The sequence below is a fragment of the Paramagnetospirillum magneticum AMB-1 genome (genome assembly GCF_000009985.1).
Classification (GTDB): domain Bacteria; phylum Pseudomonadota; class Alphaproteobacteria; order Rhodospirillales; family Magnetospirillaceae; genus Phaeospirillum; species Phaeospirillum magneticum.
The window spans coordinates 3,998,823-4,019,657 of record NC_007626.1; the positions used below are offsets into that span (position 1 = coordinate 3,998,823).

General features: G+C 61.6%; 16 protein-coding genes and 1 pseudogene. 9 read left to right on the plus strand and 8 right to left on the minus strand.

Features of this window, described 5'->3' with window-relative positions; genetic code table 11:
- The first annotated feature begins 55 nt into the window (after positions 1–55).
- A complete protein-coding gene (locus tag AMB_RS18420) occupies positions 56–883 on the plus strand; it encodes a hypothetical protein (protein ID WP_043745158.1) in 828 nt (275 codons plus the stop codon).
- A 598-nt stretch (positions 884–1,481) separates the two neighbouring features.
- Here AMB_RS18420 and AMB_RS18425 read toward each other — a convergent pair.
- The 5 genes from AMB_RS18425 to AMB_RS27015 form a co-directional block, all read right to left on the minus strand.
- A complete protein-coding gene (locus AMB_RS18425) occupies positions 1,482–3,209 on the minus strand; it encodes a hypothetical protein (protein ID WP_197531966.1) in 1,728 nt (575 codons plus the stop codon).
- A 113-nt stretch (positions 3,210–3,322) separates the two neighbouring features.
- Positions 3,323–3,715 (minus strand): hypothetical protein, encoded by a 393-nt coding sequence (locus tag AMB_RS25425; protein ID WP_011385998.1) that lies wholly within the window; start codon positions 3,713–3,715, stop codon positions 3,323–3,325.
- Between the two features lies 1 nt (position 3,716).
- Complete coding sequence (locus tag AMB_RS18435; RefSeq protein ID WP_043745165.1) at positions 3,717–4,085, minus strand: hypothetical protein; 369 nt, start codon at positions 4,083–4,085, stop codon at positions 3,717–3,719.
- A 796-nt stretch (positions 4,086–4,881) separates the two neighbouring features.
- Positions 4,882–5,316 (minus strand): hypothetical protein, encoded by a 435-nt coding sequence (locus AMB_RS18440; protein ID WP_011385999.1) that lies wholly within the window; start codon positions 5,314–5,316, stop codon positions 4,882–4,884.
- Between the two features lie 606 nt (positions 5,317–5,922).
- On the minus strand, positions 5,923–6,186 hold the full coding sequence (locus AMB_RS27015; protein ID WP_083763556.1) for a helix-turn-helix domain-containing protein: 264 nt from the start codon (positions 6,184–6,186) through the stop codon (positions 5,923–5,925).
- Between the two features lie 87 nt (positions 6,187–6,273).
- On the opposite strand from AMB_RS27015, the gene AMB_RS24665 reads away from it, so the two are divergent.
- From AMB_RS24665 to AMB_RS18475, 7 genes and pseudogenes are all read left to right on the plus strand, one after another.
- Positions 6,274–7,008: an Arc family DNA-binding protein gene (locus AMB_RS24665; protein WP_083763557.1), complete on the plus strand. Its 735-nt coding sequence runs from the start codon at positions 6,274–6,276 to the stop codon at positions 7,006–7,008.
- Positions 7,009–7,260: 252 nt separating this feature from the next.
- Positions 7,261–7,422, plus strand: a pseudogene (locus AMB_RS27020) (hypothetical protein); the annotation flags it as partial.
- Between the two features lie 62 nt (positions 7,423–7,484).
- Positions 7,485–8,711 carry a tyrosine-type recombinase/integrase gene (locus tag AMB_RS18455; protein WP_148207485.1) on the plus strand — a complete coding sequence of 409 codons (1,227 nt, stop codon included), beginning with the start codon at positions 7,485–7,487 and terminating at the stop codon, positions 8,709–8,711.
- Between the two features lie 273 nt (positions 8,712–8,984).
- Positions 8,985–9,497: an ImmA/IrrE family metallo-endopeptidase gene (locus AMB_RS23580; RefSeq protein ID WP_158303987.1), complete on the plus strand. Its 513-nt coding sequence runs from the start codon at positions 8,985–8,987 to the stop codon at positions 9,495–9,497.
- A gap of 70 nt (positions 9,498–9,567) precedes the next feature.
- Entirely contained in the window at positions 9,568–10,773 is a 1,206-nt protein-coding gene (locus AMB_RS25430; RefSeq protein ID WP_148207486.1) for a hypothetical protein, read from the plus strand.
- A gap of 308 nt (positions 10,774–11,081) precedes the next feature.
- The gene (locus AMB_RS18470; protein WP_043745173.1) at positions 11,082–12,080 is read left to right on the plus strand and encodes an integrase; all 999 of its coding nucleotides are present in this window, start codon (positions 11,082–11,084) and stop codon (positions 12,078–12,080) included.
- Positions 12,081–12,291: 211 nt separating this feature from the next.
- Entirely contained in the window at positions 12,292–12,924 is a 633-nt protein-coding gene (locus tag AMB_RS18475) for a tyrosine-type recombinase/integrase (RefSeq protein WP_043745175.1), read from the plus strand.
- A 151-nt stretch (positions 12,925–13,075) separates the two neighbouring features.
- Here AMB_RS18475 and fumC read toward each other — a convergent pair whose 3' ends face one another.
- Entirely contained in the window at positions 13,076–14,458 is a 1,383-nt protein-coding gene (gene fumC / locus AMB_RS18480; protein ID WP_011386008.1) for a class II fumarate hydratase, read from the minus strand.
- Between the two features lie 39 nt (positions 14,459–14,497).
- On the opposite strand from fumC, the gene acnA reads away from it, so the two are divergent.
- A complete protein-coding gene (gene acnA, locus AMB_RS18485) occupies positions 14,498–17,209 on the plus strand; it encodes an aconitate hydratase AcnA (RefSeq protein WP_011386009.1) in 2,712 nt (903 codons plus the stop codon).
- A gap of 337 nt (positions 17,210–17,546) precedes the next feature.
- On the opposite strand, the gene AMB_RS25435 is transcribed toward acnA, so the two are convergent.
- Both AMB_RS25435 and AMB_RS18495 read right to left on the minus strand, forming a co-directional pair.
- Entirely contained in the window at positions 17,547–17,738 is a 192-nt protein-coding gene (locus tag AMB_RS25435) for a hypothetical protein (protein WP_148207487.1), read from the minus strand.
- 216 nt (positions 17,739–17,954) lie between these two features.
- A complete protein-coding gene (locus AMB_RS18495) occupies positions 17,955–20,825 on the minus strand; it encodes a chemotaxis protein CheB (RefSeq protein ID WP_011386012.1) in 2,871 nt (956 codons plus the stop codon).
- Positions 20,826–20,835 lie beyond the last annotated feature (10 nt).

The following is a 20,835-nucleotide window of genomic DNA, read 5'->3' on the forward strand; positions in this document are numbered from 1 at the left end:
CGCCAGTGCCGCCCACTGGCGGGCCTTCAGAAGCCCTTGCATAGGACACGACACCATGACCACCACCCAGATCGGTCGAGTATCGGCCGAAGGCAGCGATCCCCTTGTATGCCTGGCCACCGAGTACATCGCCGTCGCCGCGATCATTGACAACACGCCCGGAAACCTCCCAGACCATCTTGGCCGCCGGATCGGCGAAATCCTGGAGTTGGCCCGCGCGACACAGGCCGAGACCGTCGCCGGGATCGCCGCCAAACTGCGCATCCATCTGAACGACAGCCTGACGCCTGGGGGCACATGGCCCACTGATGGAGCCGTTGATGAATTACTCGTCGGGGCACTGCGTGATGCTGGCCGACTGAGCGGAACAAGCTTCGGCATGTCGCCAGCCGAACTTGCTGGCACCATGGGTCCTTCCATCCAACAGGAGGTTCCTATGCCCTACATTGTCAAAGCGCCCCACATTTTCTCCCCTGCTGTCGGCATTCCCCCGTATCAGTCGCAACGGGACGACTCCCACCGCTCTCCTGCAGAGGTCTTCATGCAAGCAAGGCGGCCGCGCGATACGATCCCATTTCACCTTGACGCGACTGCAATGCAAATCGGTGAAGTGAACCAGGACGCAGAACTGCTCTCACGCTGGGATGCGGCTTGGGCTGCCGAAGACGAAGCGAATGCGACCACTAGCGATGATCCGGCTTTTGATAAGGCCATGGAGAGATGGGCTGAAGCATGGCAGATGGTCGCCAAGCTCCCGGCCAAGACGCCAGCCGGTTTGGCCATTAAGGTTCGGGCCATGGCGGATGATCTTCGTAACGGGCCTACCGCGTACCACGAAGACCTGATCCGCACGACACTGGAGGCGTTGTCGCTGATCGAATAGGCAGCGAAAGCAGAAAGCCGGTGGCCAACATGGACCACCGGCTTTCAACTGGCTTCCATGCGCTCCACCAGGAAAGGCGAGCAATTCACGGTCGTAGGCGCCAGCGGCTTCCCGACGCTCTCCCATGAAGGGTGGCCGTCTTCGGGCTTGCTCGGGGAGCAGCATATCCCCCAACGCAAGAAAACTCAAAGGCAGGACTACGTTGTGAAATGGCGAGGCCGCCCCCACTTAACCCGACGAGCTAAATCACGGGACGCCGCGAAACGCAATGTGCAGCATCGCAGCCGATATCAACAAGAGAATGCCACCATATGTAATGGCCAGATACATATTGTGGTACATATAGTGATTAATGGCAATCTCAAGCGTCACCCCCAAAGGCCACGCCATTATCAGAAGACATATTAGTCGCGCGACAACCTTTTTCCATGCAGGCATATCAACCCCCACTGACGCAGTCGCTAAATTTTTTACCAACTCGCCGACAACTTCTCCCTTCTGCCCCATTCAAGGTCCACAACCACAGACCTAATCAATGCGGGAAGAGCACGCCGACGACCCACCTCCCGATCACTGTTCCACACTTGATCCGCAACGATCAATGGCGGGAGCCGCTACCGCCAGTCGGCACCCCCATTGCCTCATTGATACCCTCCTCCGCCGCATCAAACAGGCGGCGGAGATAGAACAGGTTCTGGAACGGCACCAGGCGCCGGAGTGCCCTCGTATCGGACGAGCGCCACTCCCCGCGCGAGGCGTCCCCCAGCACCTGGATTGAGGTATCCAGGCCAGCGCCCAGGCCAGGACCAAGCAAGGCTTCGGTGGCCGAACGGCTGGCATAGCGGCTTGGTCCCTCGCCATAGCCGAATACCTTGGCGCCGATGTTGTTGACATCGGACAGCCAGAACAGCAGGCCGGAGCGATCCACGGCTTCCTTGGCCCAAACGGCGGGATGGTCGGAAAGATCGCGCCCCGAGGCTCCGCTGTACGCGACGTAAGAGAGAGCGCCGAGCCCAAGCGACAACAGCGAGCCATTCAACGCCGCCGCATCCCGTTGCTGCAAGGCCGCCAGTGCCACCCGTTGGGTTGAGGCGATGGAGAATGTCTTGAACTGCCCAATCATCTTGCCCAGTTCGGTGGACATCCATAGCGGCTTGTCCTGCCCCGGCTTGATGATGATGCGATGGACATCCTTGACCAAAGCGGCACGAAGCGCGTCCACGGCTTCACGATCCACCCAGGCGCTGGTATTGGCCCACATGACGCCGCCAGACTGGCGCTCGCCATGCCGGGAGAACTGGTCCCCGATCCGCGCCGCCTTATGGTCGTCGATACCGAGGAAGGCCAGATACTCTACCTCCTTGGGATCGTGCATGCCCTTGGCCATGCCCTCCACAGCCTGAAGGATTCGGCTTTGCGTGACTACCGCCGCAAATTGCTCCATGGCGGTATTCCAGGGCGCCATCAGGCTCACCATGCCGAAGCGATCCGTAAGGGCCTTCACACCCCGCTCGAACTTGGACAGCCGCCCATAATCGTCCCACACCTCGGCAAGCTGCATGGCCCGGCTATCCAGCACCATATCCAGCGCGGCGCCTGCCAACTGCGCTTCCTTGGCCGCCAGCCGGAAGCCCCTGAAATTGGAGACCATGGGAACCAGACCATCGCCAGCCACTCGCATCATGCCGTGGACCATCACCGCCCGGCCAGCATCGGCCAGCGATGCCACCGTCATGCCGCCCATGAGGCGGAGATAGTTCCAGTTCCGCACCACCTTGCCGGTACGAACAATGAAGCCCGAGGGATCGGCGGGCAGGGCGTAGGTGCCACGAATGCGATCCCGCACCGCCGCCACGTCGCGCAGATCGGCGCGCATGCGCTTGTCCAACTGCCCCAAGGTCGCCGGATCTGCAGAGCCAACACGAAGGCGGGCATAGTCGCTGGCAATCTTGTCGAGTTGATCTTGCATGTCCGCCCGGCCAAACGCCGTAGCCAGTTCCACATCCGGGGCCATGGTCCGGGAATAAACCCGAAGCACAGCTTCCACATCGCTTTCCAGGAAGTCCTCAATGGCGTAATCCGAGATGCCCAGCGTCCGTTCCCGTAACGGCCCCCTGGTCAACGGTACCGGCTCATAGGCCGTCCGAGCCGGTGAAGAACCGATAACGTGATCGGTGATTTGCGTGGCGACATCCGCCAGCTCCACATCCTCCATTCCGGCAAAGACCTTCTCATTCTGGAAGGCCGAAGAAACCCGCTCATGCTCGGCCCGCGCTTGCCGCAGTTCCCGAGCCGCACTCTCACGCTTCGCCAGCGCAGCGCTCATATCCACCCGCGCTTGATCGCGTAGCGTCTTGCGCCCGCCGCGCCGCATCTTCGAGGCCCATGCCAGACTTGGCATTGACCAACCGATGATCGGCCAAGCCCAAAGCTCCGGCCTCACCTCCCTGATCCGCCAAGCCGCCATTCTTGCGGACCCAATCGGACAGGGATTGAGGGGGCTTCGGGCGCCCCCTTCATCCAGCGCGGCCCATCGCCAAGGGTACTGATACCCCAGGTTCGCCGCACGGCATCCACATGACTGACGGCATCGGCCATTCCAAGTCCCTTGGAAGCGCCTTCGGCCTGTCCCTTGCTCATGGCGCTGGCCGCCTGTTGATCAACATCCCGTTCGATCAGACCGGATGCAAAGCGGCGCATCATCTCCCCCACCGCCGCACCGGGGCCACTCTCCATTGCCACGTCACCCAGGGCAGGACTGGCCGTCGCCTGCACGTCTGAACGGCGATAGCCAGGGACCGAGATGCCGCGCGGATTACCGTATGGAAACATGTCAGGGCACTCCCACAGACAGGATTGCGAAATGGCGGGATTGGATTTTCAGGAGCAGGTCACAGCGGCGGGCGTGGATAGCGGCTTGCTGATCCTGGGATAGCTGAGGCTGCCATATGGCCAAAAGCTCGGCAGCCTCACCTTCGAGGCAACCACCTGTCGCCTGTGTCAGCCAAGCCGCACCTTCAACAGCATCGGCTTGGCATCCGCGCCCAAGGAGGTACATTGTCCCAAGGATAGTCATCGCCTTGCGGTTTCCCGCCAAGGCTAGCCGTGAAGCTAGTCGGAACGCCTCATCATCCCGGCGGCCCAGCATCGCTTGACCAAGACGGTAAAGGGCTGAGGTGGCGAGCATTGCGACCGCGCTCATGCCTCGCCTCCCCATCCCATACCCGCACCCGATTGGCGGACTTGAAGAAGATAGGAAGCGCCCCAGAATTTCGGCCGCATTTTTGGCCACCCCAGGGGGTGGAGGGTGGATACCGAAAGGGGGGGGATACCCCCGGCCAACCTCCCAGCGGTCACCCCCAGGGAACACCCCTCCCCCCTACCTGCACCGGCCGGGGGGAAGCACTCGCCTCGGCGACGACGGAGGCCCCCGCCTCCCCTGGCCGGGTCGCCAGCAGCGCAGGCCAAGCCCACACCACCAAGGCCAAAGAGAGTGGCTGACGACAGCCCTGGCATGAAAGAAGCAACACCGGCGGCCTGAGCGCGCGGATGGGCCGCCGCTCGGCCCCAGGTGTAGCGGGCTTCGCGCACCAGATCCAGCGAGGTGCGCAGGTCCAGCGACGGCGCGGCCTCATAGCGGCCCGAACGCCGGATGGACCCGTTCGGCCCATGGAAGTTCTGCGATGCCTTGACGTCACCCGGAACCGATGGCCCTGCGGGTTGCGCCAGAGACAGGCATATTGAGAGACGAGAGTGAAGACGGGGAGGCGCTAAGTGCCGGGTCGGAAGGGTCTCCCGCGCGAGATGTTGCAGTCCCTCGCGGGGATACGTCCGGGGCACCTTATGATCAGCGCTCCCGAAGCCATTCCGGCCCGGCGCCGCCCAGAATAGCGCAGGTTGCCTTGCTGGCAAAGAACACCGGCGGCAGGACAATATCCTCCGGTATTTTACCGCATCGGCGGACCTCAGGGCATTTCGCCCTAATATTTTATTGCCCCTCACAGCTTGATGCCGTGACGAAGGCATAGCGCCTTGAGCTCGGAGACGAATGCGCCGTAATCAACCGCCTCTAAAGACATGTTTTGGTGGAAATAGCGCAGCCTAGCCTTTACGACTGAATGCACGGTCACGCCATGCTTCAGTGCCTCCCTTTCAAACAGGGCCATATCATCAACCCCGATATATACTCTTTGGGGCGTCCCACCCTTGACCGATACGCCATATGCCTTGGCAGGAAGGACCCGCCCCTTCGTGGCCGCAAGTTGGCGATTGGCCAGCTCGATTACGGAAACGTCGTCTCGCGCTGCCGTGCGGCGTAGGGCCGAGACGATTTCGGGCTCCAACCAAACCTGGATCGTGCCGCCATCGACCTTTTGCCCCACCCGGTTTGTGAGGCGGTTTGTGTCGATACTGGCCCATGGTGTTGATTTCATTTATATATCCTCCAATCAAACAACTTACCAAACCACCAAACCACCAAACCGCTACCCCCCTATACGTGCGCGGGTACGCACCCGCGCGGGCGCATGCGCACCCGCACACATGTATGTCGTTCCCCGGTTTGGCGGTTTTGGCGGTTTGGTTGCTCATTGCTCGGTGCCGATACGACGCATTCCTCAGCTTTCCGGGAAGCAGCCAACCAACCCACGAAACAACCCATCCCCCCAAACCCGCGCTGCTTTTGATTGGACGCAAGGGGTCGGGGGCATCGGATGGGGATGACGGGGATGGATTGGAGGGGTTGACCTACCGACACCCCGAAATCCAGCTCGAAAGACGGGGCCGTGATCATGCCTCCGCCCTCACGGTGGCGGCCTGAATGTAGGCATCCAGATCCCGCAGGAAGTAGTAGACCCGCCCTCGAACTCGGACATAGCGAGGCCCCGCCTTTTGTACCGCCAGGTTGCAGAGCGTTCGGGCATTGAGGCCGAGATATTTGGCCGCGTTCTCTCGATCCATCCTGCCATCGGGCAGAACCACGACTTGGATGGTTTGGACTGCCGATGGGGTCGGGGGCGCTTGGTGGCGGACTGACGGGCTCATTGGTTGGCGCTCCGATCCATGCGGTCAACGCCCTGAAGTAGGCGTTCAAAGGCTGCGACCGGAACCAGTAGCTTTCGACCAATACGGAGGGTTGGAATCTCCCCCCGCTCCGCTGCGCGATAAGCGCTGTTTCGGCACAAGCCGAGAAGCTTTCCAGCCTCCGGGACCGACATAACCTTGCGCATATCCATGACCTGAGCCCCAAGATATAGAACCAGTTTTGGTTCTATTCCCGCAGCCCAGATCCTGTCAACACCCATATGGAACCATATTTGGTTTCAGAAACCAATTGCGGTCCTATTTCGTCCCATGTTATGACAAGGCGTCATTGACGGAGAAACGCGACCATGCCCCGCCACCGCAACGCAGATGAGAGCTCACAACTTATTATTCGGCAGAATAAAAGATCAAAAAAGGCGGAGAATTCTGAGACTGGTGAGCCGAACTTCAAGCTTCGCCTCAAAGAACCAATTCGAGACGCCTTGGAGAGGAGCGCCAACAGGCGGGGCATATCCATGAATTCAGAGGCATCAGAGCGCCTCGAAAGCGCATTCTTTACAGAGGAAGTTATTAATTTCTTTTTTCGTAGCGGAACATCAATAGAGGAAGTTCTTATACTCAGGCGCTATCTTGTGGCACTGAAGCAATCCGTTGAGTTGGCTGGTGACATTCCAGAGCGATGCTGGGTTTATGCTCCGTTTGCGGGTTTCCCGCTCAATCTCGATGCGCTAGGAGAGGGCTGGCAGCAAGGCAACTTGGATGCAGCCGCCTTCGATATCCCCGGAATGGCTTTACGCATTCGGAGCGGAGTCATTTGCGCGGCCGCTGACGACATAGAACGCAATGGCCCCCCCATTCTGGCTGGACGATCTCAGGAGGGGGAGGAGCGCAAACAAGCCCTGCGCCTATGGCAGTTCAAGAAAGCATGCCGATTTCTCAACCTTGCTATCGAGCAAGATGCTGCTACCGAACTACTTCCACGGGGCACTGTTATCTACCTAGCAGCAAAGGAATTGGCTTGCGATCTAGGGCGGGGAGAGGCACCAGAAATTGAAGCCCTTGCAGCCATGAAACTTACCTGACCCGAACCGGGTTCGACCTGGGTTGGCGGCCCAATCCGCCCTGCGGCATATCGTGGCTGACCCGCAGCAATCGCCCGCCCGCTCCCCGCGTTAGGAGGAGCCCATCGGGGAACCAGCCCCGGCCGAGGCATATCATGGCGTTGACCCTCGCGTACTGCCCGCCTCCCCGGCGTCACGGGGAAGCCAAGGGGGTAGTGTGCGAATGCTCAAGCGACGTTCCCGCCCCCAGTCGAAGTGACGGAGCTGGACGAGATGAGCAACCAGGCGAACGGCATTCCCACCTCGGGTTCATTAGGACCGGCGTTGGTCGGGCGGCTTTACACCCTTGATGAGGCGGCCGCCCAGATCCATGCCAGCGTGAAAGCCGCAGCCTTGCGCGCCGCCATCGCCGATGGCCGACTTGCTGCGAGGAAGATCGGGCGAACGCTACTGATCGCCGGAGAAGACCTCAACGCCTACCTGGAGGAGTGCCGCACATGTCCCGCACCAGCCAAGGCCCCAGGCTCAGATTATTCGGCCCCGATGATCGGCACGGCGCCAAGCCTCGCAAGGGGTTCCGGGAATACCGGTGGTACGTTCTCTGGCAGGAAGGAGGGCAACGGCGCGAGCGTGCGACGGGCCTTGACCACCGCGCAACGGCTGAAGAAAGGGAAGCCGCCCTCTCCGCCTTCCTCGACGAACAGGACCGGGGCCGACGGCCAAGCGGCCCCCGTCATCCCGATCAAATGACCGTAGCCGAGGCCCTGACACTCTATGGGGAGAACCACGCCCCAACCACGTCATGCCCGGAGCGCATTGGCTATACCATCGAGGCCCTGACGCCATGGTGGGGGGAGGCCAAGATATCGGCCATCACCGCCGCCGCTTGCCGACGCTACCTCGCGGATCGTAAAGCCGCCATCGCCAAGGCCCGAGCGGATCAGCGCGCCCTTGTCGAAGCGCGGTACCGCGAGCAAGACAAAGCCCCACCACCGCCGCTCAAGCGCCTGGAAGCGTCCGACGGAACCATCCGGCGCGAGTTGGGCACCTTGCGCGCCGCCGTCAACTGGTGCCACCTGGAGGGCTATTTGGTGCAGCCGCCAGCGGTATGGCTTCCAGATCGCCCCCAGTCAAAGGAACGGTGGCTGACCCGCCAGGAGGCCGCCAAGCTGATCCGCGCAGCCCGCAAGATCGAACGCTCCAACAAGTACCTCCCCCTGTTCATCCTGATCGGGCTGTACACCGGCGCCCGCAAGGAAGCGATCCTTGGCCTACAGTGGCAGCCCAACACCGTCGGCGGCCGGATTGATCTGGAGCGGGGCCTTATCGACTACCGCAAGCCGGGCCAGGCGCAGACCGCCAAGCGGCGGACAGCCATTCCCATTCCGCCCAGGCTCCGCCCCTTCCTTGAGGCGGCCCGGCGCCGCACACGGCAATATGTCTTGGAATACCGCGCCCCCACGACTGAGGAGCGGGAGCGGGGCATCGTCGCCATTCCGATCAAGGACACCAAGAAGGCGATTGCCAGCGCTGCCCGTGCCGCAAACCTTACCGACGTGACCCCGCACACGCTACGTCACTCCGCCGTGACTTGGCTGGTTCAGAGCGGCGTGCCTCTGTGGGAGGTGGCGCAGTGGGTCGGAATGTCGGTGGAGATGATCGAGAGGGTCTATGGCCACCACGCGCCGGATCGGTTCCAGCGGGTGTTGGGGGCGCAACGGTGAGCGGGTGATGAAACTCTTCGACGCCTTCGTCGTGAAACAATTTCATTCTTTTCACGCACTCATTTCTCAGGCAGAATCCGGGGCCATGAGATAGCGAACGCATCTAATGCACCGTTAGGGTAACTTGACCAACTGGTTCGACAGTTGTATCAAGCGCGACGTTTTGCAACGCCACGCTCCCGTGGGAGGGAATTCGACGCTATGACTCGGAAAGCAGCCCGGAATGCGGCTGATTATCCCTTGCCGATGCCAATCGGCCTTTCGCGAAAGGCCGTGTACGAGATCGGCAACGATGCAGCCGATCTGTTCGGAATGGGCTCCTCAGGCATGCCTCCCGATGAGGCACTCGAACAACTGGAAGAAATTGTGGCTCGCCTCGGCGGCGATATCATACGCCTTGGCTTTGCCGAATTGACGGCGCAAGAGATGCGCGTCGGCTCGATCGAAATTCACAGCGAGGAAGAGTTCGATATCTACCTGCTGGATGAAGTCGGCATGGGGCCGATTGCTGCGCGCGAAACGCTGGCACACGAGCTGGGTCATTACATTTTACACCACCCTCTTTCTGACGACGGGACATTGAGGGCCAACCACATGGGTGAAGGCCCCTCCCAGCAGGCAGAAAACGAGGCAACTTGGTTTGCTGAAGCTCTGCTTTTGCCCGATGCCGCTCTGCGTGACGCTGCACAGAAGACCAATGCGGCTAAGGTATTAGCCAGGATTTTCTGCGTGTCCGAGGCGACCGTCCGAAATCGTGCTCGGGCTCTGGATGTCAAAGTCAGCTAGGACTAAAGATAAGCCCAACGGGAAACGAAAAGAGCGGGGGGCCGATGGCTTCCCGCATTGGGCGCTTCGCATGTTTTTTAGCGTGGATATGGTCGGGTCAACCGCCTACAAGCACGCAAGCCTACCAACCTCCCCAGAGCCGAAGCGCCGCCGACTAGCCTCGAAACCCGATCTACCTGGACCTCACTGGCTTCCAACATTTGCGGAATTTTATAGCGCATTCAGCGAGGAGTTGGACCAGGCTTGGCAAGTGGGCCTGAGACAAGTTCAAGCCGCAGGCGACCGCGCAATTCCCATCGGCCAAGGCAAGAAGCCGGAATTCTGGAAATCGGCTGGCGACGAACTATTATTTCACTGCCTCGTGACATCGCCAAGCCATGCAGGCTTCTGCCTCGATGCCTTTCGGTTAGCGATCATCAATTACCGCGCGAAGTTGGCAAAGGCTAATCGCCGACTAAACCTGAAAGCTACCGCGTGGCTGGCAGGCTTCCCCGTGAATAACATTGAAGTTGTAGTTGGCGCTGAACCGGATTGGCTGCGCGAATTAACCCCTGCGCTTGCAGATGATCACATCACAAGGATGCTGCTGCGCACACGAAACAAACTCAATGGCAGCAAAAACGATAGCGGGCAACTGGAATTCATCGGCCCTCAGATGGATTTGGGATTTCGGCTAGCCGCTCATGCCACCCCGCGCCATATGGTTATTTCAGCAGATCTCGTCTATCTCCTGGTTGAAAATCACCTGGACTCGTATGGGTTCCAGGTAAACCACTACAAAACAGAGTCCGCCAGCGAAGCAATTCGCCTTGATGGCTCTCACCCGCTCAAGGGAATCCTTGGAGGAACTCCTTATCCAATATTTTGGATTGACTGCGATCCGAACGAATTGAATAAGGCTGAAGATCGCATGCTGGACCCTCAACGCCTTGGAAAGGGTGACATAAAAGACTATTGCGAAGCTTTTTTCAGGGCATGTGGCGAACGGTGGATGGTACGCCCCTTTATTTGGGATCAAGCGGCAGGAAAGGCCGTATGTGGAAGTGAGCCGGAAGGCCACGACGAAGTGCGCAAAGGATACTGTTCTTACCTTGAAGGGCGAGAACGTGCCCTTGAGAGCAAGCTTGCCGATGACAGCGGTGGAGATCGCGCAGACAGGCCAGAAAAGATATCTGAGCGCCTTCAGGCCGCAGCAAGCCGAGGGGCGAAATCGGAAGTTGGACACCCCAAAGGCCAAGGGGAACTTCCAAGTGGTTCGCCGCCATCCGAGGAATAGCCGCTTCCAATCAGATAGATTTAGCATCCCCCTCACATCCCCCGAACGAAAGGGGATGAACCGAAATCAAGCCGATTTAGCCTGTCTGAACGGGGCCGAAATCTAAGGGTTTCCGCGAACCTGACCTAGGCGCCCAATGTTCTGGAGGCAGGGGCCGGAGGTTCGAATCCTCTCACTCCGACCATCGACAAGCCGCAGAGTTCTGCGGTTTGTCGATGGGTCCGCGAAGCAAATCCAGACCAGCCATTGAATTTGCGGGACAATTGCAGGACACTGAGCCGTTTGGCACTGTCCCGGAGTGTCCCCCAGTGGCGACCATCACAAAACGCTTCAATCGCGACGGCGAATTGATCGGCTGGCAGGCGAAGATTCGCCGGCACGGCTTCCCCACCCAATCCAAGACCTTCGACCGCAAGACCGATGCTGATGCCTGGGCGCGAAGCCTTGAGGGCGAGATGGATCGTGGCGCCTTCATCGATCGCCGTCCGGCGGAACAGATGACCCTAGCCGACGCCATCCGGCACTACCTTGATGCCGTCGCCCCGACCCACAAGGGAGCCGACGTTGAAGCCGCCCGCCTGGGACGGTTCCTGCGCGAGGAACCGGACCTGTGTCGCTACGCCCTGTCGAATCTGCGCACCCACCACATCGAGGACTACCGTGATCGCCGCCTCGAAGCCGTGGCGCCGGGCAGCCTCTGCCGCGAGATCAACCTGCTGCATGCGGTACTGGAATCGGTGCGGCGCCGCGTCGGCCTAGTGGACAACCCGGTATCGCACGTCCGCCGCCCAAAAGTGAACGACGAGCGCGATGTCCGACTCTCCCTCGACGAAGAAGCACAGCTTCTGTCGGCCCTGGATGCCACCAGGAACCCCTGGATCAAGCCGTTCGTGATCGTCGCCCTGGAAACCGCCATGCGGCGTGGCGAGATGCTGGCGCTCCGCTGGGAGCATGTGGACCTGGTGCAGCAGACCGCCCATTTGCCCGAGACCAAGAACGGCAAGGGCCGTACCGTCCCCCTCAGCAGCCGGGCGGTGAAGACCCTGGAAGCCCTGCCCCGATCAATCGGCGGCGCCGTGTTCCCGGTGTCCTTGGACTCGCTCAAGCACGCCTGGACCCGCGCCCGTGATCGCGCCGGCCTCCACCACTTCCACCTCCACGACCTCCGCCACGAAGCCACCAGCCGCCTTGCCGAGCGAGGCTGGAACATCCTCGAACTGGCAGCCGTCACCGGCCATCAGGATTTGCAGATGCTGAAGCGCTACACCAATCTGAGGGCCGCGGACTTGGCGAAGAAGATGGGGTAGCAAAGAGTGCTGGACGAACTGCCGTGGTGGCCACCCGACCACTCACCCGATTCCAGCCCCACTGCGCGACATTCCCACGACGCCCGCTTCGCGCCCATAGAGGTCATCCTGCGGATCAGTACCGTCCCCCGTTAGCGGCCATTGCGTTGAAGAACTGTCGCAGCGGCTACCATCCTCACGTCAGTCACAATTGGCCAAGAGGAGAACGGCTATGGGACGCTCCGAATTTGATCCATGTGCGAAAGATCAGCGGCCGTGGAACGCGGGCCAAAAGGTTGGCGCCAAGCGTGCGCTGAAGCCGCAGCAAGTTTGGGCTATCCGGTTCTGGTTGGATCGAGAGCAGAGGTTGCGCGACCGCGCGATGTTCGACCTGGCGATCGACAGCAAGCTTCGAGGGTGCGACATCGTCAAGATCAGAATTGGAGATGTCGTCAGAGGCGGGCAAGTTCGCTCAAGGGCGATCGTCGTTCAGCAGAAAACCGGCCGGCCGGTTCAGTTCGAGCTCCTTGAACCCGCTCGCAACAGCATTCTTGCCTGGCTCGATCGTCGAGGAGGCGCGCTTGACGATTTCGTGTTTCCCAGCAGGGTCGATCATACCAAGCACATCAGCACTCGTCAGTATGCGCGTCTCGTCGATGAATGGGTTACTGGGATCGGTCTGCGTCCGGAGGACTACGGAACGCATTCTCTGCGCCGCACCAAGGCGTCCATCATCTACAAGCAGACGGGCAACCTGCGCGCCGTGCAGATCCTGCTTGGCCACGCCAAAATCGAGAGCACGGTCCGCTACCTTGGCGTCGACATAGAGGACGCGTTGCATCTTGCCGAAAGTACCGAAATATAAGACTGGAGAGAATTCCTCGGCTTCAGTGCCGAGGAATTCTGCCATGCTATCCGCATGACCTGAGCCAAGCCCAACTCGGTCGGTATCACGGCAAATTAGGGGGGCGGTATACCGAAATCCTGATGACGTTGACGGCAGGCTGCGAGCCGCGTCAGACCATGATCGTCGGGTCCACCCAGACGTCGAATTGCTCCGCCGTCACGTAGCCCGTCGCCAGGGCGGCTTGGCGCAGGGTCGCCCCCCCGGCATGGGCGGACTTGGCGATCTCGGCGGCGCGGTCATAGCCGATATGGGGCGCCAACGCCGTCACCAGCATCAGCGACTGCTCCAGCAATTGATCGATGCGCTGCCGGTTGGCGGTGATGCCGCGCACGCAATGGCGTTCGAAGCTCGCCATGCCGTCGGCCATGAGGCGGACGCTCTGAAGGAAATTGTGGGCGATCAGCGGTTTGAAGACGTTCAGCTCGAAATTTCCCGAGGCGCCGCCCATTGTGATGGCCACATCGTTGCCCATCACTTGGCAACAGGCCATGGTCAGAGCCTCGCACTGGGTTGGATTGACCTTGCCCGGCATGATCGAACTGCCCGGTTCGTTTTCCGGCAGGCTGATCTCGCCCAATCCGCAGCGCGGCCCCGAAGCCAGCCAGCGGATGTCGTTGGCGATCTTCATCAGTGCAGCCGCCAGGGTCTTGACGGCGCCGTGCATGGCAACCATCCCGTCATGGGCCGCCAGGGCGGCGAATTTATTGGTGGCGGAAACGAACGGCAGGCCAAGATCCGCAGCCAATTGCGCCGCCACACGGGCGCCGAATTCCGGGTGGGTATTCAGGCCGGTCCCCACTGCGGTGCCGCCGATGGCCAGGGGATACAAGGACGGCAGTGTGGCGAGCAGCACCGCCTCGGCATGATCCAACTGCGCCGCGTAGCCGGAGAATTCCTGTCCTAAGGTGAGCGGCGTGGCGTCCTGAAGATGGGTGCGGCCGATCTTGACGATAGCAGCGAACTCTTCCGTCAGCCCCACCAGGGTCTTTCGCAGGTGGGCGAGTGACGGCAGCAGGCCCGTCACCACCGTGACGGCTGCCGCCACATGCATGGCGGTGGGAAAGACGTCGTTGGAGGATTGCCCCAGATTGACGTCGTCATTGGCGTGGACACAGCGGTTCAGTCCGCGCTCACCCCCCAGGATTTCGGAGGCGCGGTTGGCCAGAACCTCGTTCATGTTCATGTTGGTCTGGGTCCCCGAGCCGGTCTGCCAGACCGACAGGGGAAATTCCTCTCCATGTCGGCCGGACAGCACCTCCTGCGCCGCAGCGATGATGGCATCGGCCTTGCCGGCGGCCAGCAGGCCGAGTTCGGCATTGGCCCGGGCGCAGCCTCCCTTCACCCGCGCCAGGGCGGATATCAGTTCCATCGGCATGCGTTCGCCGGATATGGCGAAATATTCCAGCGACCGTTGGGTCTGGGCTCCCCATATATGAGGTTCGGGCACCTGGATGATGCCGAAGGAATCCTTTTCCGGCCGAGTGGCGTTCATGCGCGGCTCCTCTCCAGGCTGACCTCGTTGGAGATCATCATGCTCCCAGATCCGTTCGGCGCGTTGCGCGATCTTTCGCTCGGCCATGAAAGGCTTTCCCGCTATTACGCCTTGGCCGCCCTTGATGCCGTGACCGATGGTCCGGTGTCGCGCCTGCCGGTATCCATCCGCATCGTGCTGGAATCCGTACTGCGCAATTGCGACGGCAAGCGAATCACCGAGGAGCACGTCCGTCAGTTGGCCAATTGGCGCCCCGACGCGCCTCGCACCCAGGAAATTCCCTTCGTCGTCGCCCGCATCGTGCTGCAGGACTTCACCGGCGTGCCGCTGCTGTGCGATCTGGCGGCCATGCGTGGCGTGGCCCAGGCCTTCGGCAAGAACCCGAAGATCATCGAGCCGCTTGTTCCCGTCGATCTGGTGGTCGACCATTCCGTCCAGGTGGACCATTACGGCGAGGCGGATTCACTGGACCTCAACATGCGCCGGGAGTTCCAGCGCAACGCCGAACGCTACCGCTTCATCAAATGGGGTATGCAGGCCTTCGACACCTTCCGGGTGGTGCCACCGGGCATCGGCATTGTCCATCAGGTCAATCTGGAATTCCTGGCGCGCGGCGTGCTCGAGAAGGACGGCATCACCTATCCCGATACCCTGGTCGGCACAGATTCCCACACCACCATGATCAACGCCCTGGGCGTGGCCGGCTGGGGCGTCGGCGGCATCGAGGCGGAGGCCGGCATGCTGGGCCAGCCCCTGGTGTTCCTCACCCCCGACGTGGTCGGTGTGCATCTGCACGGACGCCTGCCCGAAGGCGCCACCGCCACCGATCTGGTGCTGTTCCTTACCGAACGTCTGCGCCGCGCCAAGGTGGTGGGCAAGTTCGTCGAGTTCTTCGGCGAAGGCACCCGCTCGCTGGCGGTGCCGGACCGCGCCACCATCGCCAACATGGCGCCGGAATACGGCGCCACCATGGGCTTCTTCCCGGTGGATAAGGAAACCGTCAGGTATCTGGAGGCCACAGGCCGCACGGACAGCGAAATCGAGGTCTTCCGCGCCTATTATTCTGCCCAAGGCCTGTTCGGCATGCCCATGCCGGGTGACATCGATTACAGCGAGGTGATCGAGTTCGACCTGGGCTCAGTTCAGCCCTCCATCGCCGGCCCCAAACGGCCACAGGACCGCCTGAACCTTTCCGACATGCGCCGCGCCTTCACCTCCCTGTTCTCCGCCCCAGCAAAAGACGATGGTTATGGCCGACCGGCCGAGGCGTTGGGCCGGCGCCATCGGGTGGAGACAACGGCCGCCGCCGATATCGGCCATGGCGATGTCCTGATCGCCGCCATCACGTCGTGCACCAACACCTCCAATCCCGGCGTCATGCTGGCCGCCGGCCTGCTGGCCCGCAAGGCGGTGGCGCTGGGGCTGAAAGTGGGGCCACGGGTCAAGACCTCCCTGGCTCCGGGTTCGCGGGTGGTCACCGAATACCTGGCCAAGGCCGGGCTGCTGGGAGATCTGGAATCGCTGGGCTTCGGCGTGGTCGCCTATGGCTGCACGACCTGCATCGGCAATTCGGGCCCGCTGATGCCCGATCTGGAGCAGGCCATCGCTGCCGACGATCTGGTCTGCGCCGCGGTGCTGTCGGGCAACCGTAATTTTGAGGCCCGCATCCACCCGGCGATCAAGGCCAATTTCCTCATGAGCCCGCCGCTGGTGGTGGCCTTCGCCATCGCCGGCCGCATCGCCATCGACATGACTCAAGAGCCGTTGGGGACCGGCAAAGACGGCAAACCGGTGATGCTCAAGGACATCTGGCCGAGCGGCCGTGAGGTGGCCGACGCCCTGCTCGTCGCCACCGATCCCGAGCTCTATCGCCGTCTCTACAGCGATTTCGTCCACGGCAATCCGCTGTGGAACGACATCCCGACCCAAACCGGGCCAGCTTATGCCTGGGAGACGTCAACCTATATCGCCGAACCACCGTTCTTCGAACGCTTTTCCCCGCAGCCCGCCGGCGTCGGCGACATCATCGGCGCCCGTGCCCTGGCGATTTTCGGGGATTCGGTCACCACCGACCATATCAGCCCGGCCGGCTCCATCGCCGTCTCTTCACCCGCTGGGCAATACCTGCTGGCCCACGGCGTCGCCGCCGGCGATTTCAACAGCTATGGTGCCCGGAGGGGGAACCACGAGGTGATGATGCGCGGCACTTTCGCCAACGTCCGCATCCGCAACCTGATGCTCCCCGCCAAGGTCGACGGATCGCGGGTCGAAGGCGGCCTCACCCTCCATCAGCCCGAAGGCTCGGAGATGCCGATCTTCGATGCGGCAAGCCGGTATCAGGAGGCGGGCATTCCCTCCATCGTCTTCGCCGGGACCGAGTACGGCACCGGGTCCAGCCGCGACTGGGCGGCAAAAGGGCCGAAGCTGTTGGGCGTCCGGGCGGTGGTAGCGCAAAGCTTCGAGCGTATCCATCGCTCCAATCTGGTGGGGATGGGGGTGCTTCCGCTGCAGTTCCGGGACGGCGAGTCCGCGGCGTCTCTGGGGATCGCGGGGGATGAGGAATTCCATGTCCGCGGCCTGAGCGGGGTCTTGCGGCCCAGGCAGGAAGTCGTCTTGGAGATCGTCAACCGCCAAGGCCGTAGCCGTGCGATCAGCCTGCAATTGAGGGTCGATACCGCCATCGAGCTGGACTATCTCAGCCATGGCGGAATCCTGCCTTATGTGCTTCGTGACTTGCTGGCGGCGGGTTAATCCGGGCTCGGCAGTGTCGGGACCGGCAAGAAAAAATTGGAATCCGTCAGGGTGATGGCCGAGATGATCCGCGTTTCCCCCTATCCATCCAGACATCTGAGGCGGACATGGAGAAGGCCGTCGACGGTGGTCCATATCCGGACGACTTCCCAGACCTTGTCAAACTGGTCCATGGCCTTTCTGAAACGGTCGCCGAGCCGCAGGGGGGAGACCGGCCGCCCCAGCCGCAGGAACCTGAATAGGGCACGTCCCGCCATGGCGGCCGGTCCCGCATGGCCAGCCTCCAGCACCATTGGGGCCAGAGGCTGGCCGATCGTCACCCCACGGAATCGGGCTGTCATTGGAGCCGCCTTTGCGTGATGAGGATGAGAGCCTCCATGGCGCTCATCTCGATGCCATCGCGGGCCATCAGGCGATGGATGATGGGGTCGCGCAGAACTTCCTCCAAAAGCGGCTCATGGCCGCCGAAAGTCGGCAGATGTGCGGGCAATGGCCGGGAAGGTACAAACTTAATCCATGGATGCGACATTTTGGCGTCTCCCGGTTTCAGCTGCATGCCATGGCAGCAGCCATGATTAGCAGTAGTGAATGCTTGCCGTGAATCGCCCCAACATCACAGTCATTTGATAATAAATGATCAAGAAACACAGCATACACTACATTGCAATTTCGTGTGATTTTTATTTAATTATTTTACAAACCCCGTCAGTCCGTGGCGATAATATTACCATAATCAGCGCCGCGATCAGGCGGTATCCTTCTCGAAGGTTAGCAGGATCAGAGGCTTGCCGCTCGTCCTGCAAACGATCCGCCGACCGCCAAGCCGCATCTTGTGACTATCCAAGGGGAAAGCGGAGAAACTTTGTTTGCGGGGCAGGACGTTTTCGAGCAGGTCCTTCAGCGCAGGTGAATCCCACGCGATGTAGTCCAGGGAATAGATCGACCGCCCCCTTGCCTCCCCAGGTGAGACCTTGAAATCGCGATAGAACGAATTGCTGGCAAAGATGACGGAGAAGGCGCCGTCCAGCACCAGCAGGGGCTTGTCCACCGCATCGACGATGCTCTCGGCGATGTCGTGGCCTTCCTGCTCGGCCTGCTCGGCGGCGACGCGGGCAGTGACGTTGGAAAAGGTGATCACCACGCCGTCGATGACGTTGTCCAGGGTGCGGTAGGGCTGGATACGGGTGAGATACCAGTCGCCGCCGATGGTGCGCACTTCCCGTTCAAAGGGGATCAGGGTGTCTATCACCTGCTGCGCCTGGGCCAGCAAATCGTCGCCGCCCAGGTCGGATTTGATGTCGGCCAAGGGGCGTCCCACGTCGGTGGTGACCAGACGGTAAACCTTGGCCGCCTCGCGCGTGAAGCGGCGGATGGCCAGTCGGTCGTCGAGGAAGATAGTGCCGACATTGATGTTGTCGAGCAGGTTCTTCATGTCGTTCTGCATGCCGGCCAGTTGCTCGATCTTGGCCTGCAGTTCGGCGTTGACGGTAATCAGCTCCTCGTTGACCGATTGCAGCTCCTCCTTGGAGGTTTCCAGCTCCTCGTTGGTGGATTGCAGTTCCTCGTTGGTGGATTGCAGTTCCTCGTTGGCGGATTTCAGCTCCTCGTTGGAGGATTGCTGCTCCTCGATGGTGGCCTGGAGGTTTTCCCTGGTATAGGCCAGATCGCGCTCCAGTTCCTCGATGCGCTCGCGGTCGGCGGAGCTGGGGGCGCGGCGACGGCGCGCCGGCTTTCCGGGATCAGAGACCGGCAGATCCTGGAAGCTGATCAGCACCAGCCCCAGACCGGGCTCGGGATCCGGCAGCGGCCTGACGCCCAGCCGGACTCGGCGGACCTCGGCGCCGACCATGAACGACACCTCCCGCTCCAGGGTCGGTGTGCCGTGACTGACCGCCTGGCCCAGTGCGCTCCGCATTTCGAGCTGCAAGCCTTCATGGGCCATCTCCACGGCGTTCAGCGTCGCCTGTCCGGGCGGGGGGCGCAGATAGCGGCTGGTGTCGCCATGGACATAGAGAATGTCCCCCTTGCTGTCGGTCATCACCGAGACCGGGGCAAAGGACTGGACCAGCGCCCGGCGGGTCATTTCGGCGATGTTGGTGTCCTTGGTCTTGGTCATCACTTCCACGGGGGGGCTGCGGGTGGCGTCGGTGGTCCAGGCGAGACCGCTGGCCATCATCGCCCGGGTCGAGGCGAGGGATGGAGCTGTCCGGTAGAACTTCCACTTCCGGTTCAAGGGCGAAAACAGCTCGGTATGGCCGCCGATGCTCTCGGACGGCGACAGGAACAGCACGCCGCCGGGCCTGAGCGCGTAGTGAAAGGCGGGGATCAGGCGGCCTTGCAGGTCGGCTTCCAGATAGATCATCAGGTTACGGCAACTGACCAGATCCATCCGGGTGAAAGGCGGGTCCTTGATGACGTTCTGGATGGCGAACACCACCATCTCGCGGATGTCCTTCTTCACCCGGTAGCCGTTCTCCTCCTTGACGAAGAAGCGGCGCAGCCGTTCGGGCGAGACGTCCTGGGTAATGTTGACGGGGTAAAAGCCCGTGCGCGCCGTGGCGATGGCGTCGTCGTCGAGATCGGTGCTGTAGATCTGAGCCTTCAGTTCACGACCGGATTCCTCCATGACCTCGCGCAGGACCATGGCGATGGAATAGGCCTCCTCGCCGGTGGCGCAGCCGGCGACCCATAGCCGGACCACGTAATCGTCGGGCTTGCCGGCAAGGATCTGCGGCAGGATGTCCTTTTTCAGGATGGCGAAGGCTTCGGGGTCGCGGAAGAAGCTGGTGACGTTGATCAGCAACTCCTTGAACAGGGTCTGGGTCTCGGCGGGATGCGCCTTGAGATAACGGGCATAAACCTCAATATCCTCAATATCGTGCTGGGCCATGCGCCGCTCGATGCGCCGGCCGATGGTGCTTTTCTTGTAGCCGGAAAAGTCGTGCCCGGTCCCCGAGCGCAGCAGCATCATGATCCTGCTCATGCCGCCGATGGTCGCCGGGGCAGGCGAAATCTCGGCATGGTGGCGGCGATTGGCCTGCAAGATGGCGGGCATCCGCTCGGGCGCCAGCACATGGGTGGCGAAGCCGGCCTGGATGGCGCTGAGCGGCATGCCGTCGTATTGGGCGGTGGCCGGGTCCTGCACCAAGCTGATGCCGCCGCCCCCCAGAATGGCGCGCAGGCCCAGAGTGCCGTCCGAGCCGGTGCCCGACAGGACGATGCCGATGGCGTGTTCGCCCCGATCATCGGCCAGCGAGCGCAGAAAGGCGTCGATGGGCATGCGCTGGCCGCGGGGCTGTTCCGGCAGGCTCAACTGCAAACGGCTCTGAAACAGGGTCATGTCGCGGTTGGGCGGAATGACGTAGACCCGGTTGGCCTCGACCAGCATCTGGTCGGCAGCCTCGACCACCGGCATGACGGTGGTCCGCTGCAGAATCTCGGTCAGGATGCTGGTGTGGCTGGGGTCGAGATGGGAAACCAGAACGAAGCCCATGCCTGTATCGGCCGGCAAATTGCGAAAGAAGGCCTCGAACGCCTCCAGGCCGCCGGCCGACCCCCCCAGACCGACAATGGACAGTTCGGCCGCGGGGGGCTGAGGCAAGGTCTTGCTCGTCACCGGAAATACT

Coding starts and splice junctions, on each gene's coding strand:
- AMB_RS18420 (WP_043745158.1), top strand. CDS start 56: ATGACCACCACCCAGATCGGTCGAGTATCGGCCGAAGGCAGCGATCCC.
- AMB_RS18425 (WP_197531966.1), bottom strand. CDS start 3,209: ATGAGCGCTGCGCTGGCGAAGCGTGAGAGTGCGGCTCGGGAACTGCGG.
- AMB_RS25425 (WP_011385998.1), bottom strand. CDS start 3,715: ATGTTTCCATACGGTAATCCGCGCGGCATCTCGGTCCCTGGCTATCGC.
- AMB_RS18435 (WP_043745165.1), bottom strand. CDS start 4,085: ATGAGCGCGGTCGCAATGCTCGCCACCTCAGCCCTTTACCGTCTTGGT.
- AMB_RS18440 (WP_011385999.1), bottom strand. CDS start 5,316: ATGAAATCAACACCATGGGCCAGTATCGACACAAACCGCCTCACAAAC.
- AMB_RS27015 (WP_083763556.1), bottom strand. CDS start 6,186: ATGGGTGTTGACAGGATCTGGGCTGCGGGAATAGAACCAAAACTGGTT.
- AMB_RS24665 (WP_083763557.1), top strand. CDS start 6,274: ATGCCCCGCCACCGCAACGCAGATGAGAGCTCACAACTTATTATTCGG.
- AMB_RS18455 (WP_148207485.1), top strand. CDS start 7,485: ATGTCCCGCACCAGCCAAGGCCCCAGGCTCAGATTATTCGGCCCCGAT.
- AMB_RS25430 (WP_148207486.1), top strand. CDS start 9,568: ATGTTTTTTAGCGTGGATATGGTCGGGTCAACCGCCTACAAGCACGCA.
- AMB_RS18475 (WP_043745175.1), top strand. CDS start 12,292: ATGGGACGCTCCGAATTTGATCCATGTGCGAAAGATCAGCGGCCGTGG.
- fumC (WP_011386008.1), bottom strand. CDS start 14,458: ATGAACGCCACTCGGCCGGAAAAGGATTCCTTCGGCATCATCCAGGTG.
- acnA (WP_011386009.1), top strand. CDS start 14,498: ATGCTCCCAGATCCGTTCGGCGCGTTGCGCGATCTTTCGCTCGGCCAT.
- AMB_RS25435 (WP_148207487.1), bottom strand. CDS start 17,738: ATGTCGCATCCATGGATTAAGTTTGTACCTTCCCGGCCATTGCCCGCA.